12 protein-coding genes are annotated in these 14,529 nt (G+C 65.4%); 3 read left to right on the forward strand and 9 right to left on the reverse strand.

Annotated elements, in window-relative coordinates; all coding sequences use genetic code 11:
• Positions 1-68: 68 nt before the first annotated feature.
• The 9 genes from acnB to WA983_RS13955 all read right to left on the reverse strand — a co-directional run bounded on the left by acnB (position 69) and on the right by WA983_RS13955 (position 12,704).
• Positions 69-2,654 (reverse strand): bifunctional aconitate hydratase 2/2-methylisocitrate dehydratase, encoded by a 2,586-nt coding sequence (gene acnB / locus WA983_RS13915; RefSeq protein ID WP_424247538.1) that lies wholly within the window; start codon positions 2,652-2,654, stop codon positions 69-71.
• Between the two features lie 182 nt (positions 2,655-2,836).
• Positions 2,837-3,469: an OmpW/AlkL family protein gene (locus WA983_RS13920; protein ID WP_424247540.1), complete on the reverse strand. Its 633-nt coding sequence runs from the start codon at positions 3,467-3,469 to the stop codon at positions 2,837-2,839.
• Positions 3,470-3,592: 123 nt separating this feature from the next.
• The gene (locus tag WA983_RS13925) at positions 3,593-3,892 is read right to left on the reverse strand and encodes a GNAT family N-acetyltransferase (protein WP_424247542.1); all 300 of its coding nucleotides are present in this window, start codon (positions 3,890-3,892) and stop codon (positions 3,593-3,595) included.
• Entirely contained in the window at positions 3,882-5,324 is a 1,443-nt protein-coding gene (locus tag WA983_RS13930; RefSeq protein ID WP_424247544.1) for a bifunctional 2-methylcitrate dehydratase/aconitate hydratase, read from the reverse strand. Before WA983_RS13930 ends, WA983_RS13925 begins: the two co-directional genes overlap by 11 nt.
• Positions 5,325-5,394: 70 nt before the next feature.
• On the reverse strand, positions 5,395-6,585 hold the full coding sequence (gene prpF / locus WA983_RS13935; protein WP_424312205.1) for a 2-methylaconitate cis-trans isomerase PrpF: 1,191 nt from the start codon (positions 6,583-6,585) through the stop codon (positions 5,395-5,397).
• A gap of 33 nt (positions 6,586-6,618) precedes the next feature.
• Positions 6,619-9,213 (reverse strand): Fe/S-dependent 2-methylisocitrate dehydratase AcnD, encoded by a 2,595-nt coding sequence (acnD, locus tag WA983_RS13940; RefSeq protein ID WP_424312206.1) that lies wholly within the window; start codon positions 9,211-9,213, stop codon positions 6,619-6,621.
• Positions 9,214-9,301: 88 nt separating this feature from the next.
• Positions 9,302-10,585: a bifunctional 2-methylcitrate synthase/citrate synthase gene (gene prpC, locus WA983_RS13945; protein WP_424247550.1), complete on the reverse strand. Its 1,284-nt coding sequence runs from the start codon at positions 10,583-10,585 to the stop codon at positions 9,302-9,304.
• Positions 10,586-10,626: 41 nt separating this feature from the next.
• Entirely contained in the window at positions 10,627-11,526 is a 900-nt protein-coding gene (prpB, locus tag WA983_RS13950) for a methylisocitrate lyase (protein ID WP_424247551.1), read from the reverse strand.
• A 188-nt stretch (positions 11,527-11,714) separates the two neighbouring features.
• A complete protein-coding gene (locus WA983_RS13955) occupies positions 11,715-12,704 on the reverse strand; it encodes a malate dehydrogenase (RefSeq protein WP_424312207.1) in 990 nt (329 codons plus the stop codon).
• 193 nt (positions 12,705-12,897) lie between these two features.
• On the opposite strand from WA983_RS13955, the gene WA983_RS13960 reads away from it, so the two are divergent.
• The 3 genes from WA983_RS13960 to sdhD all read left to right on the forward strand — a co-directional run bounded on the left by WA983_RS13960 (position 12,898) and on the right by sdhD (position 14,528).
• Positions 12,898-13,668: a GntR family transcriptional regulator gene (locus WA983_RS13960; RefSeq protein ID WP_424249572.1), complete on the forward strand. Its 771-nt coding sequence runs from the start codon at positions 12,898-12,900 to the stop codon at positions 13,666-13,668.
• Positions 13,669-13,734: 66 nt separating this feature from the next.
• Complete coding sequence (gene sdhC, locus WA983_RS13965; protein ID WP_424249570.1) at positions 13,735-14,148, forward strand: succinate dehydrogenase, cytochrome b556 subunit; 414 nt, start codon at positions 13,735-13,737, stop codon at positions 14,146-14,148.
• Entirely contained in the window at positions 14,148-14,528 is a 381-nt protein-coding gene (sdhD, locus tag WA983_RS13970) for a succinate dehydrogenase, hydrophobic membrane anchor protein (protein ID WP_424249568.1), read from the forward strand. The genes sdhC and sdhD overlap by 1 nt, the downstream gene beginning before the upstream one ends.
• The last annotated feature ends 1 nt before the right edge of the window (position 14,529 follow it).

A 14,529-nucleotide genomic window follows, 5' to 3' on the forward strand; every position in this document is an offset into this window, starting at 1 on the left:
TGTCAAAAAAGAACAAGGCGCCCCGGAGGGCGCCTTGGAACTTCCGTGTGTCCGGGGGCCTGAAGGAATCAGGCTTCAACCGTGTTGGCGACCGCAGTGAAGTCTTCGATCTGGTCGAAGTTCATGTAGCGGTAGATGGACTCGCTGTCCTTGGCCAGCAGACCCATGGCCTCGAGGTATTCCTCGCGGGTGGGGATGCGGCCCAGGCCGGAGCAGATCGCTGCCATTTCGGCCGAGCCCAGGAACACGTTGGAGTTCTTGCCCAGACGGTTGGGGAAGTTGCGCGTGCTGGTCGAGAACACCGTGGCGCCTTCGCGCACCTGGGCCTGGTTGCCCATGCACAGCGAGCAGCCCGGCATTTCCATGCGGGCGCCGGCCGTGCCGAAGGTGCCGTAGTGGCCTTCCTTGGTCAGTTCGCTGGCGTCCATCTTGGTGGGCGGGGCGACCCAGAGCTTGGAGGGCAGGTCGCGCTTGCCCTTGAGCAGCGTGGCGGCGGCACGGAAGTGACCGATGTTGGTCATGCAACTGCCGATGAAGACCTCGTCGATGGCGGTGCCGGCCACGTCGGACAGCGTCTTGACGTCGTCCGGGTCGTTCGGGCAGGCCACGATGGGCTCATGGATGTCCGCCAGATCGATGTCGATGACGGCCGCGTAGTCGGCGTCGGCGTCGGGTTCGACCAGTTGCGGGTTCGCCAGCCAGGCTTCCATGTTCTTGATGCGGCGCGCCAGGGTGCGGGCGTCCTGATAGCCATTGGCGATCATCCACTTCAACAGCGTGATGTTGCTGTTCAGGTATTCGATGATCGGTTCCTTGTTCAGGCGCACGGTGCAGGCGGCGGCAGAGCGTTCGGCCGAGGCGTCGGACAGTTCGAAGGCCTGTTCGATCTTCAGGTCCGGCAGACCCTCGATTTCGAGGATGCGGCCGGAGAAGATGTTCTTCTTGCCCTTCTTTTCGACGGTCAGCAGGCCTTGCTTGATCGCGTACAGCGGGATCGCGTTGACCAGATCGCGCAGCGTGACGCCGGGCTGCATTTCGCCCTTGAAGCGCACCAGCACGGATTCGGGCATGTCCAGCGGCATGACGCCGGTGGCGGCCGCGAAGGCGACCAGGCCGGAGCCGGCCGGGAAGCTGATGCCGATCGGGAACCGGGTGTGCGAGTCGCCGCCGGTGCCGACCGTGTCGGGCATCAGCATGCGGTTCAACCACGAGTGGATGATGCCGTCGCCCGGACGCAGCGACACGCCGCCGCGCGTGCTGATGAAGGCGGGCAGTTCGTGGTGGGTCTTGACGTCCACGGGCTTGGGATAGGCGGCGGTGTGGCAGAAGGACTGCATCACCAGATCGGCCGAGAAGCCCACGCAGGCCAGGTCCTTGAGTTCGTCTCGGGTCATGGGGCCGGTGGTGTCCTGGCTGCCGACCGAGGTCATGCGCGGTTCGCAGTAGGTGCCGGGGCGCACGCCCTGACCTTCGGGCAGGCCGCAGGCGCGGCCGACCAGCTTCTGTGCCAGGGAATAGCCCTTGCCGCTGTCGGCGGGGGATTCCGGCAGGCGGAACAGCGTCGTGGGCGGCAGGCCCAGGGATGCGCGTGCCTTGGCCGTCAGGCCGCGGCCGATGATGAGCGGAATGCGGCCGCCAGCGCGGACTTCGTCCAGCAGCACGTCGGACTTCAATTGGAATTCGGAGATGACCTGGCCGTTCTTCAGGGCCTTGCCTTCGTAGGGGCGCAGTTCGATGACGTCGCCCATGTTCATGGCGGACACGTCCAGTTCGATGGGCAGCGCGCCGGAATCTTCCATGGTGTTGTAGAAGATCGGGGCGATCTTGTTGCCCAGACAGACGCCGCCGAAGCGCTTGTTGGGCACGAAGGGGATGTCTTCGCCGGTGTACCAGATGACGGAGTTGGTGGCCGATTTGCGCGAGGAGCCCGTGCCGACCACGTCGCCGACGTAGGCGACCAGATTGCCCTTGGCCTTGAGTTCTTCGATCAGCTTGATCGGACCGACCTGGCCCGGGGCGTCGGGCGTGATGCCGTCGCGCGGGTTCTTCAGCATCGCCAGCGCGTGCAGCGGGATGTCCGGGCGGCTCCAGGCGTCGGGGGCGGGCGACAGGTCGTCGGTATTGGTTTCGCCGGTGACCTTGAGCACGGTCAGGGTCAGGCTTTGCGGGACTTCGGGGCGGCTGGTGAACCATTCGGCGTCGGCCCAGCTTTGCAGCACGGCCTGGGCGTGGGCGTTGCCGGCCTTGGCCTTTTCTTCGATGTCGTGGAAGGCGTCGAAGACCAGCAGGGTCTTCTTCAGGCCTTCGGCGGCGACCGGTGCCTGGTCGGGGTGGTCCAGCAGTTCGATCAGGGCGCCGATATTGAAGCCGCCCAGCATGGTGCCCAGCAGTTCAGTGGCACGGCGGGCGTCGATCAGGGGGCAGGATTCCTTGCCCAATGCGACGGCGGCCAGATAGGAGGCCTTGACCTGGGCGGCGTCGTCCACGCCTGCGGGGATGCGGTGCGTGAACAGGTCCAGCAGGAATTCGGCTTCGCCGGCGGGCGGGTTTTTCAGCAGTTCGATCAGGTCGGCGGTCTGCTTGGCCGTCAAGGGAAGCGGCGGAATGCCGATCGCCTCGCGGGCGGCGGCTTCGGTGCGGTAGGAGTCCAGCATGGAATAATGCCCCAGGAGAGAGGGTTGGAGAACGTGGCTATTTTACCGGTAAGCCAGCGCATCAGGCAATAGTCTTATATAAGATATAAGACCGGAGGCGTGATGTGTTGCATCCAACCCGCCTGGGTGCCGGACGGGCGGCGGGGCGCGTCCCGCCGCCAGGCGACGTGCCCGGAGTCCGTTCAGAAGCGGTAGCCGACTCCGACGGTGGCGACCCAGGGGTTGATCTTGGCCTTGCCGATGTCCACGCCGTTCAGACGCGCGGTGGAACGGATGTCGATGTAGCGCAGATCGGCGTTCAGGAACCAGCGGTCGGTCAGCTTGTAGTCCACGCCGACCTGGGCCGCGACGCCCCAGGAGTCTTTCAGGCTGAGGTTGTTGCCGGCCAGCGCACCGCTGGTCTTGGTGTCGAAGAAGGTCGTGTAGTTCAGGCCCACGCCCACATAGGGCTGGAAGGTGGCGTCCGGCAGGAAGTGCCATTGCAGGCTGAGGGTCGGCGGCAGGTGCTGGGTCGAGCCGATTTTGCCCAGGCCATCGGCGTTGAGGTCGTGCTTGAAGGGGAAGGCGCCCAGCAGTTCGATACCGATGTTGCGCGTGGCCATGTAGGTCAGGGTGAAGCTGGGACGGGTGCTGCCGCCGATGTCCAGCTTGACCGTGCCGCCGGCGAGGGTGCCGTTGTTGGATTGGGGCTCGACGTGCGAGACGCCGACCTTCAGCAGAATGTCACCTGCTTCATGGGCCAGCGCGGGGGCGGCGGCGATCGAGCCGGCGGCCAGGGCGCAGGCGAGGGCGGTGTGACGAAGGCGGAATGCCATGGAGGTTCTCCCTGTGTACGGTGTGGTTATGACAGACCGTATTGTGGGGAAACCCGAGATCCGGTGACTTAATCCGGATCAAGAAAACATGTGTTTCTTACTTATTTATTAGCATTCAGGTCTTCAGATCGCCAGGTCCTGGTATTCCGGGTGGCGCCGTACGAAGGCTGCGACGTATGAACACACGGGCCGGACCTGCCAGCCGTGCGTCCGGGCCGTGTCCAGCCCGAAGCGCACCAGGTCGGCGGCGATGCCGCGACCGCCCACGGCGGCCGGCACAAGCGTGTGGGTGAACGACGCGACGGCACCGTCCAGGACGTAGTCCAGCACGCACAGATGACCGTCCTCCGTCCACTCGAAGCGGTGGGCGCTTTCATTGTGGCGGATGGCGCGGACTGGGGTGGTTTGGGCTTCAGATGACATAGAGATCCACGTATTCATGTACCGGCATGGCTTCGAGCGCGGCCTGATCCAGCGACACGTCCAGGATGCGCTGCTGCTGGCGGGGAGGAAACTGGCGAGCCAGATTGGTGCGGAACTTGGCTTCCAGCAGCGGGATGCCGTCCTTGCGGCGGCGCTTGTGGCCGATCGGGTATTCGCAGACGATCTCGTCGAGCCGGGAGCCGTCCGTGAATTCGACCGTCAGCGCATTGGCGATGGAGCGCTTGTCCGGGTCGTGATAGTCGGTGGTGAAGGCCGGGTCTTCCACGCAGACCATCTTGTCGCGCAGCGCGTCGATGCGCGGATCGGCGGCCACGGCGTCCTCGTAGTCACCGGCGGTCAGGCGGCCGAACAGGATGGGCACGGCCACCATGTACTGGATGCAGTGGTCGCGGTCGGCGGGGTTGTTCAGCGGGCCCTTCTTGTCGATGATGCGGATGCAGGCCTCGTGGGTGCGGATCGTGATCTTCCGGATATCGGCGTCGGTCTTGCCCAGGGATTTCAGCTTTTCGTGGATGTCCATGGCGCATTCCACTGCGGTCTGCGAGTGGAATTCGGCCGGGAAGGAGATCTTGAACAGCACGTTTTCCATCACGTAGCTGCCGTAGGGGCGCTGAAACTTGAAGGGCTGGCCCTTGAACAGCACGTCGTAAAAGCCCCAGACCGGCGCGCTCAGCACGGACGGATAGCCCATTTCGCCGGTGCGGGCCATCAGGGCCAGACGCACGGCGCGGCTGGTGGCGTCGCCCGCCGCCCAGGACTTGCGGCTGCCGGTGTTGGGCGCGTGGCGGTAGGTGCGCAGGCTCTGGCCGTCCACCCAGGCCAGGGACACGGCGTTGATGGCTTCTTCGCGCGACAGGCCCAGCATCCGGGACACCACGGCGGTGGAAGCGACCTTCACCAGGACCACGTGGTCCAGGCCGACCTTGTTGAAGGAGTTTTCCAGCGCGATGCAGCCCTGGATCTCGTGCGCTTTGATGATGCCTTCGAGCACGGCGCGCATGGTCAGCGGCGTCTTGCCGGCGGCCACGGCGTTGCGTGACAGCCAATCGGCCACGGCCAGGACACCGCCCAGGTTGTCCGACGGGTGGCCCCATTCGGCCGCCAGCCAGGTGTCGTTGAAGTCCAGCCAGCGGATCATGCAGCCGATGTTGAAAGCGGCCTGCACCGGGTCGAGCTGGAACTGCGTGCCGGGGACCTTGGCACCGTTGGGCACCACGGTGCCGGGCACGATGGGCCCCATGAGCTTGCGACAAGCCGGGTATTCCAGGGCCTCCAGGCCGCAGCCCAGCGTGTCGATCAGGCAGTTGCGGGCGGTTTCGAGCGCCAGGGCACTGTCGATCCTGTAGTCGAAGACGTAATCGACGATATCGACCAGGACCTGGTCGGGATCGGGGCGGACATTGGATTGCATCTTGGGGTGAGCCTTCCTTTGGGCGGCATGTCTGCTGCTCGATTGTGTGAGTCAACCGGAGGGCCGGGCACTAAAGCACGTCGCCGGGCACGCGCACCCATCCTTCCATCAGGACGCGGGCGCTGCGGCTCATGAGTGCCTTGTCGACGACCCAGTCGTCGCCTTGTTGCCGGGCTTGCGCGCCGACCCGCAAGGTGCCGGAGGGGTGACCAAAGCATACTGCGTTGCGTTCGCCCCCACCAGCGGCGAGGTTCACGAGCGTGCCGGGAATGGCCGCTGCCGTGGCGATGGCGACGGCGGCCGTGCCCATCATGGCATGGTGCAGCTTGCCCATGGACAGCGCGCGCACCAGCAGGTCGATCTCCTCGGCGGCGATCGGTTTGCCGCTGGAGGACACGTAGGGGGCCGGCTTGGAGACGAACGCAATCTTGGGCGTGTGCTGGCGCTGGGCGATCTCGTCGAGGTGTTCGATCAGGCCCATGCGCAGCGCGCCGTGCGCGCGGATGGTTTCGAACCGGGCCAGGGCTTTGGCATCGCCGTTGATCGCGTCCTGCAGTTCGGTGCCGGTGTAGCCGACGTCTTCGGCATTGATGAAAATGGTGGGAATGCCGGCATTGATCAGCGTGGCCTTCAGGGTGCCGATGCCCGGAACCTGCAGCGCGTCGACCAGTTGGCCGGTGGGGAACATCGCGCCGCCCGCGCCTTCTTCTTCGGCGGCCGGCGCGATGAACTCGAGTGGCACCTCGGCGGCGGGGAAGGTCACGCCATCGAGTTCAAAGTCGCCGGTCTCCTGGACGGCGCCTTGCGTCATCGGGACGTGGGCAATGATGGTCTTGCCGATGTTTGCTTGCCAGATGCGGACGGTGGCCATGCCGTCCTGCGGGATGCGCCCGGGGTCGACCAATCCGGCGGCGATGGCGAAAGGCCCCACGGCCGCCGAGAGATTGCCGCAATTGCCGCTCCAGTCCACGAAGGCCCGATCGATGGAAATCTGACCGAACAGATAGTCCACGTCATGATCGGGTCTGCTGCTTTTGGACAGGATGACGGTCTTGCTGGTGCTGGACGTGGCGCCGCCCATGCCATCGGTCTGTTTGCCGTAGGGGTCCGGGCTGCCGATCACGCGCAGCAGCAGCGCATCGCGCGCCGCGCCGGGTGACTGGGCGGCCGCAGGCAGATCCTGCAGGCGAAAGAACACGCCTTTGCTGGTGCCCCCGCGCATGTAGGTGGCGGGGATTTTGATTTGCGGTAGGTGAGCCATGGCCGATGTCCTGTCGTGTGGCTGTGGTGTGGTTCAGGCCGCTGCGTTCGATTCGATGAAGTCCTGCGCAAAACGCTGCAGCACGCCGCCGGCCTCGTAGATCGACACTTCCTCGGCGGTGTCCAGGCGGCAGGTGACCGGCACCTCGACGCGTTCGCCGTTCTTGCGGTGGATGACGAGCGTCAGCGTGGCGTGCGGCGTGCGTTCGCCGACGACGTCGTATGTTTCGGTGCCGTCGATGCCGAGCGTGTGACGATTCACCCCCGGTTTGAACTCCAGCGGCAGCACGCCCATGCCGACCAGGTTGGTCCGGTGGATGCGCTCGAAGCCTTCGGCGGCGATGGCCTCCACACCGGCCAGGCGCACGCCCTTGGCCGCCCAGTCGCGCGATGAACCCTGGCCGTAATCGGCGCCCGCCACGATGATGAGTGGCTGCTTGCGCTGCATGTAGGTTTCGATGGCTTCCCACATGCGGGTGACCTTGCCTTCGGGTTCGATGCGCGCCAGCGACCCCTGCCTGATCCGGTCGCCGTCCTTCACCATTTCATTCAACAGCTTGGGGTTGGCAAAGGTTGCCCGTTGCGCGGTGAGGTGATCGCCGCGGTGGGTGGCATAAGAGTTGAAGTCTTCTTCCGGCAAACCCATCTTGGCCAGATATTCGCCTGCGGCGCTGTCCGGCAGAATGGCATTGGAAGGCGAGAGGTGGTCGGTGGTGATGTTGTCGCCCAGCACCGCCAGGGGGCGCATGCCGGTCAGCGTGCGTTCGCCTGCCAGCGCGCCCTCCCAGTAGGGCGGGCAGCGGATATAGGTGCTCATGGGGCGCCATTCGTACAATGGGCTGGTATGCCCGTTGGCCACGAGGTCGCGGGCGAACATGGGTTCGTACACCTGGCGGAAGTGCTCGGGCTTGACGCTGGCGGCGACGATGGCGTCGATTTCCGCGTCGGACGGCCAGATGTCCTTGAGCGTGATGGGCTTGCCGTCCCGGTCCTGGCCCAGCGCGTCTTTCTCGATATCGAAACGGATGGTGCCTGCGATGGCATAGGCGACGACGAGAGCGGGCGAAGCCAGGAACGCCTGCTTGGCATAGGGGTGGATGCGGCCGTCGAAGTTGCGGTTGCCCGACAGCACGGCGGTCGAGTACAGGTCGCGGCTGACGACTTCTTCCTGGATTTTCGGGTCCAGCGCGCCGCTCATGCCATTGCAGGTCGTACAGGCGAAACCGACGATGCCGAAGCCCAGTTTTTCAAGTTCCGGCAAGAGCCCGGAATCCTGGAGATAGAGCTGAACCGCTTTGGAACCAGGCGCCAGGGAGGACTTGACCCAGGGTTTGCGGGTCAGGCCCAGCGCATTGGCGTTGCGCGCCAGCAGGCCGGCGGAGATGACATTGCGGGGGTTGCTGGTGTTGGTGCAGCTGGTGATCGCGGCGATGATGACGGCGCCGTCCGGCATCAGGCCGGGCTCGTTTTCCACCGTGCCGGCAATGCCCCGGGCGGCGAGCTCGGAAGTCGGAACGCGGCTGTGCGGGTTCGAGGGGCCGGCGATATTGCGCACGACGCTGGACAGGTCGAACCGCAGGACGCGCTCGTATTCGGCGGACTTCAGGCTGTCGGCCCAGAGGCCGGTGTGCCTGGCGTAGGTTTCCACCAGCTTGACCTGTTCGTCCTCTCTGCCGGTCAGTCGCAGGTAGTCGATGGTTTGCTGGTCGATGTAGAACATCGCCGCCGTGGCGCCGTATTCCGGCGTCATGTTCGAGATCGTGGCGCGATCGCCCAGGGTCAGGTGGGCGACGCCCTCGCCATGGAACTCCAGATAGGACGACACCACTTTTTCTTTGCGCAGAAATTCGGTCAATGCCAGCACCAGGTCGGTGGCGGTGCTGCCCGGCTGCGGCTTGCCGGTCAGTTCGACGCCGATGATGTCGGGCAGGCGCATCCAGGATGCGCGCCCGAGCATCACGCTCTCGGCTTCCAGGCCGCCGACGCCGATGGCGATCACGCCCAGCGCATCGACGTGCGGCGTATGGCTGTCGGTGCCCACCAGCGTATCCGGGAAGGCCACGCCGTCCTGGGCATGCACCACGGGCGACATCCGCTCCAGGTTGATCTGGTGCATGATGCCGTTGCCCGGCGGGATGACGTCGACGTTCTTGAAGGCGCGCTTGGTCCAGTTGATGAAATGGAAACGGTCGTCGTTGCGACGGTCTTCGATGGCCCGGTTCTTGTCGAAGGCGTCCCGCTCGAAGCCGGCATGTTCGACGGCCAGCGAGTGGTCGACGATCAACTGGGTCTGCACCACGGGGTTGATCCGGGCGGGGTCGCCGCCCTTTGCCGCAATGGCTTCGCGCAGGCCGGCCAGGTCCACCAGCGCGGTCTGCCCCAGGATGTCGTGGCACACCACCCTGGCCGGAAACCAGGGAAAGTCCAGATCGCGCCTGCGCTCGATGAGCTGCGTGAGCGAATCGTTCAGGATGGCGGGATCACAGCGGCGCACCAGGTTTTCGGCGAAGACGCGCGAGGTGTACGGGAGTGTGTCGTAGGCGCCTGGTTTGATGGCCTCGACGGCCGAGCGGGCGTCGAAGTAATCCAGCCGGGTGCCGGGCAGGGGCGTGCGATGTGCAGTGTTCATGGCGTCCAGAAGCGATCAGATCATGAGCGGTAGGGCCGCGGTGCGGATGGGCCGGGCGCCGTGGCGCCCGGCCCGCGCTCCGAGGGTGTCAGCGGCGCTTGGCCAGGGGGACGAACTTGCGGTCTTCCGGGCCGACGTAATTGGCCGTCGGGCGGATGATCTTGTTGTCGATGCGCTGCTCGATGATGTGCGCCGACCAGCCGGCCGTGCGGGCGATCACGAACAGGGGGGTGAACATGGCGGTGGGCACGCCCATCATGTGATAGGACACGGCCGAGAACCAGTCCAGATTGGGGAACATCTTCTTGGCGTCCCACATCACCGATTCCAGGCGCTCGGCGATGTCATACATCTTGGTCGAACCGGCGGACTTGGACAGTTTCCGGGCGACGGACTTGATGACCTGGTTGCGCGGGTCGGATACGGTGTAGACCGGGTGGCCGAAGCCGATCACGACTTCCTTGGCCTCGACGCGGCGGCGGATGTCGGCCTCGGCCTCGTCCGGGTTGTCGTAGCGCTTCTGGATTTCGAAGGCGACCTCGTTGGCGCCGCCATGCTTCGGGCCGCGCAGCGCGCCGATGGCGCCGGTGATGGCCGAATACATGTCCGATCCCGTGCCGGCGATCACGCGGCCGGTGAAGGTCGAGGCGTTGAACTCGTGTTCCGCGTACAGGATCAGCGAGGTGTGCATTGCATGGACCCATTCCTTGGACGGAGTCTCGCCATGCAGCAGGTGCAGGAAATGGCCGCCGATGCTGTCGTCGTCGGTCTCGACGTTGATGACGCGGCCGTTGTGGCTGTAGTGGTACCAGTACAGCAGGGCCGAGCCCAGACTGGCCATCAGGCGGTCGGCGATGTCGCGCGCGTCCGGCAGGTTGTGGTCGTCCTTTTCAGGCAGCACGCAGCCCAGCACCGAAGCGGCGGTGCGCATCACGTCCATGGGGTGGCTGGCGGCGGGCAGGGCTTCCAGGGCGACCTGGACCTGGGCGGGCAGGCCGCGCAGGCGGCGCAGCTTTTCCTTGTAGGCCTTGAGTTCGGCCGAGGTCGGCAGCTTGCCGTGGATCAGCAGGTGGGCGACTTCCTCGAATTCGCAGGTGTCGGCGATGTCCAGGATGTCGTAGCCGCGATAGTGCAGGTCGTTGCCGCTGCGGCCCACCGTGCACAGCGCGGTGTTGCCGGCCACGATGCCCGACAGGGCGACGGATTTCTTGGGCTTGGGACCTGCGGGCGTGGCGGCTGCGGGCGCGGTGGTGGCGGGAGCAGCCTGGGCGGCGGCCGGCGCGGCGGGCACCTTGGACGCAGCGCGCTTGCGGGCCGGGGCCTTTTGGGCGGAGGGGGTTTTCTTGGCAGTGGAGGTGTTCTTGGTCGCCATCAGCGGTCTCCTTGGATGAGGTGTTCGGAAGCGGGGTCCGGTCAGGACGCCTTGTGCTTGCCCTGTTGGAACAGGGCGTCGAGTTGGTCTTCGTAGCGGTGGTAGCCGATCCGGTCGTAGAGTTCTTCGCGTGTCTGCATCTGGTCGAGCACCGCGTGCTGGTGGCCGTCGCGGCGGATGGCCTGGTAGACGGCCTCGGCCGCCTTGTTCATGGCACGGAAGGCCGACAGGGGGTAGAGCACGATGCCCACGCCCGCGCCCTTGAGCTCTTCGACGGTGAACAGCGGCGTCTGGCCGAATTCGGTGATGTTGGCCAGCACGGGGACGTTCAGGCTGCTGGAGAATTTCCGGTAGGTGTCCAGATCGTAGGACGCTTCCGCGAAGATCGCGTCGGCACCGGCTTCGACGCAGGCGTGCGCGCGTTCCAGGGCCGCGTCCACACCGCTGACGGCGATCGCGTCGGTGCGTGCGATGACGTAGAAGTCGCTGTCGGTGCGGGCGTCCACGGCGGCCTTGACGCGGTCGGCCATTTCTTCGGTGCCGACGATTTCCTTGCCGGGCCGGTGACCGCAGCGCTTGGCGCCGACCTGGTCCTCGATGTGGCAGCCGGCGGCGCCGAACTTGATCAGGGACTTGACGGTGCGGGCGATATTGAAGGCCGAGGGCCCGAAGCCGGTGTCGATGTCCACCAGCAGCGGCAGGTCGCAGACGTCGGTGATGCGGCGCACGTCGGTCAGGACGTCGTCGAGCGTATTGATGCCCAGATCGGGCAGGCCGAGCGAACCGGCGGCCACGCCGCCGCCCGACAGGTAGACGGCACGGTAGCCGGCGCGTTGGGCCAGCAGGGCGTGATTGGCGTTGATGGCCCCGACGATCTGCAGGGGGGATTCTTCGATCAGCGCCTGGCGCAGCAGGGCGCCGGGAGAGGCGGGACGGGTCATGGTGGATGCTCCGGTGGGCCGTCGTCGCCAGGCGCGCCCGGGTTCGCGGCAGCATTCGCCCCGGGTAGGGGCTGGTTCCAGTCTATGGCAGAAGCATTCTGGCCGTGCGGGGCCCGTCTGTCTGTCATTGGCCGGACATTCGGTGGCGGACGCGGCAGCCAGGCCGCCGCGCGTCCGCCACCGGGGGTTTACTTCAGCAGGTCGGCGACGCCGTCGCGTTCCTCGAGCAGTTCCTGCAGGGTGAAGTCCATGCGTTCGCGCGAGAACGCGTCGATTTCCAGACCGGTGACACGGGTGTATTCGCCATTGGCGGTGGTGACCGGCACGCCGTAGATGATGCCTTCGGGGATGCCGTAGGAGCCGTCCGAGGGGATGCCCATGGTGACCCACTTGCCGTTGCTGCCCAGCACCCAGTCATGGATGTGGTCGATGGCGGCGTTGGCGGCAGAGGCCGCCGAGGACAGGCCGCGTGCGGCGATGATGGCCGCGCCGCGCTTGCCCACGGTGGGGATGAACGTGTCGGCGATCCAGGCGGCATCGTTGACCAGGGCCTGGGCGGGCTGGCCGCCGATGGTGGCGAAGCGCGTGTCCGGGTACATGGTGGGCGAGTGGTTGCCCCACACGACCAGCTTTTCGATGTCGGCCACGGCCTTGCCGGTCTTGGCGGCAAGCTGCGACAGTGCGCGGTTGTGGTCCAGGCGCAGCATGGCGGTGAAATTCTTGGCCGGCAGGTCCGGAGCGGACTTCATGGCGATGTAGGCGTTGGTGTTGGCCGGGTTGCCGACCACCAGCACCTTGACGTTGCGGCTGGCGACTTCGTTCAGGGCCTTGCCCTGGGCGGTGAAGATCTGGGCGTTGACCTGCAGCAGGTCCTTGCGCTCCATGCCGGGGCCGCGCGGACGGGCGCCGACCAGCAGGGCGACGTCGGCATCCTTGAAGGCGGTGCGCGGATCGCTGTGGGCGCTCATGCCGGCCAGCAGCGGGAAGGCGCAGTCGTCCAGTTCCATCATCACGCCTTGCAGGGCCTTTTGGGCCTTCTCGTCGGGGATTTCCAGAAGCTGCAGGATGACGGGCTGGTCCTTGCCGAGCATTTCGCCCGAGGCGATGCGGAACAGCAGGGCATAGCCGATCTGGCCGGCTGCGCCGGTGACCGCGACGCGCATGGCGGGTTTGGACATGGTGATTCTCCGATAGGGTGAGAGGATGGCTGGGTGTGCGAAAACGCCGAAAAGAGTAGTGTATTCCACTAGTCAGCGTCAAGGGTCTTATATCTTATATAAGACACAAGAGTATTAGACATCCTGCCCTGGAAGTGCGAAAATGCGCCGTCTCATCTTGTAGCATAGCCGCACCGCAGCATCCCTGACCGACATGTCCGAATCTCCCCCGATCGATCGCCAGCAGACGCCGAGCCGCGCTCCTCACAGCGCTGCGTTCAGCCCTCTGTACCAGCAGATCAAGGGGCTGATCCTGCAGGGCCTGGACCGGGGCGAATGGAAACCCGGCGAATCGATCCCCAGCGAACTCGAACTGGCCGCCCGCTTCCAGGTCAGCCAGGGCACCGTGCGCAAGGCGATCGACGAACTGGCCGCTGAAAACCTGCTGATCCGTCGCCAGGGCAAGGGCACCTTCGTGGCCACGCACAACGAAGCCAAGGTGCGCTATCGTTTCTTGCGGCTGGCACCCGACGAGGCCCGGCCCGCCGTGTCCAGCAGCCAGATCCTGGACTGCCGCCGCACCAAGGCCTCGGCCGAGATCGCCGCAGCCCTGGACCTGCGCGCCGGGGATGCGGTCGTGAACATGCGCCGCGCGCTGTCTTTTGACGACGTGCCCACCATTCTGGACGATATCTGGCTGCCGGGCAGCATCTTCAAGGGCCTGACCCTGGAATCGTTGCTGCGCTACCGAGGTCCGGTGTACGCCCTGTTTGAAACCGAATTCGGCGTCAGCATGGTGCGTGCCGAAGAAAAAATCCGCGCCGTGGCCGCGACCGAGGCCCAGGCCGAACTGTTGCGCGTCCAGCCCGGCAGCCCGCTGCTGCAGGTCGAGCGTATCGCCTATACCTACGGCGACCGCCCCATGGAATTGCGCCGAGGTCATTACGTCACAGAGCGCTACCATTACCGCAACAGTTTGAATTGACTCGCGGATGGGCGAAAATGCCAAGTGAGTCCCGAATTTCTTCCATCTTCCAACTACGAGGCCATCATGTCTGAATCAGCTTCAAAGCCGCGTCCGCAGTTCCGTAACCTGGGGTTTAGCGACCTCATGAGTTACCGGCTGCCTCCGGCTGCCAAGGCATCCATCCTGCACCGGATCAGCGGCGCGCTGCTGTTCCTGGCACTGCCGCTGGTGATCGTGCCGCTGTTCGCGCAAAGCGTACAGTCGCCCGCGACTTTCGCCGCCATGAAGGAATGGGTCGCCAATCCGGCCTGTAAGATCGTGCTGCTGGTGTTGATGTGGGGCTACTTCCACCACTTCTGCGCAGGCATCCGCTATCTGACGCTGGATCTGCACGTCGGCAATGCGCGTGAACCCTCGCAGCGCTCCGGCGCCCTGGTGATCGGCGTGGCGCTGGCACTGACCGTGGTCTTCGGTCTGAAACTCTTTGGAGCATGGTAATGGCTCAAGAACGCATCGGTCGCAAGCGCCTGGTTGTGGGCGCGCACTACGGCACGCGCGACTTCATCGTCCAGCGCACCACCGCCGTCATCATGGCGGTCTACACCCTGGTCCTGGTTCTGTACGCGGTCCTGGGCAGCAGCCTGGATTTCGAGTCCTGGCGCGCCTTCTTTGCCTTCACCGTCGGCACGCTGCCGGTCGGGCAACTGCTGGCCACGCTGGCTTTCCTGTCGCTTGCCTGGCACGCCTGGATCGGTGTGCGCGACATCTGGATGGACTATGTGCATTCCGACGGCCTGCGCCTGTTTCTGCAGGTCCTGACGATCCTGTGGCTGGTGGCCGCAGTGGTCTTCTTCGGTCAAATTCTCTGGAGTCTATAAC

Origin of the sequence: Castellaniella sp. (assembly GCF_049650445.1) — a bacterium.
Lineage (GTDB): Bacteria > Pseudomonadota > Gammaproteobacteria > Burkholderiales > Burkholderiaceae_B > Castellaniella.

What these genes read in the sequence shown, in the direction of transcription:
- WA983_RS13930 (WP_424247544.1), bottom strand. Translation starts at nt 5,324, where the DNA reads ATGCAATCCAATGTCCGCCCCGATCCCGACCAGGTCCTGGTCGATATC.
- acnB (WP_424247538.1), bottom strand. Translation starts at nt 2,654, where the DNA reads ATGCTGGACTCCTACCGCACCGAAGCCGCCGCCCGCGAGGCGATCGGC.
- prpF (WP_424312205.1), bottom strand. Translation starts at nt 6,585, where the DNA reads ATGGCTCACCTACCGCAAATCAAAATCCCCGCCACCTACATGCGCGGG.
- sdhD (WP_424249568.1), top strand. Translation starts at nt 14,148, where the DNA reads ATGGCTCAAGAACGCATCGGTCGCAAGCGCCTGGTTGTGGGCGCGCAC.
- acnD (WP_424312206.1), bottom strand. Translation starts at nt 9,213, where the DNA reads ATGAACACTGCACATCGCACGCCCCTGCCCGGCACCCGGCTGGATTAC.
- WA983_RS13960 (WP_424249572.1), top strand. Translation starts at nt 12,898, where the DNA reads ATGTCCGAATCTCCCCCGATCGATCGCCAGCAGACGCCGAGCCGCGCT.
- prpB (WP_424247551.1), bottom strand. Translation starts at nt 11,526, where the DNA reads ATGACCCGTCCCGCCTCTCCCGGCGCCCTGCTGCGCCAGGCGCTGATC.
- prpC (WP_424247550.1), bottom strand. Translation starts at nt 10,585, where the DNA reads ATGGCGACCAAGAACACCTCCACTGCCAAGAAAACCCCCTCCGCCCAA.
- sdhC (WP_424249570.1), top strand. Translation starts at nt 13,735, where the DNA reads ATGTCTGAATCAGCTTCAAAGCCGCGTCCGCAGTTCCGTAACCTGGGG.
- WA983_RS13925 (WP_424247542.1), bottom strand. Translation starts at nt 3,892, where the DNA reads ATGTCATCTGAAGCCCAAACCACCCCAGTCCGCGCCATCCGCCACAAT.
- WA983_RS13920 (WP_424247540.1), bottom strand. Translation starts at nt 3,469, where the DNA reads ATGGCATTCCGCCTTCGTCACACCGCCCTCGCCTGCGCCCTGGCCGCC.
- WA983_RS13955 (WP_424312207.1), bottom strand. Translation starts at nt 12,704, where the DNA reads ATGTCCAAACCCGCCATGCGCGTCGCGGTCACCGGCGCAGCCGGCCAG.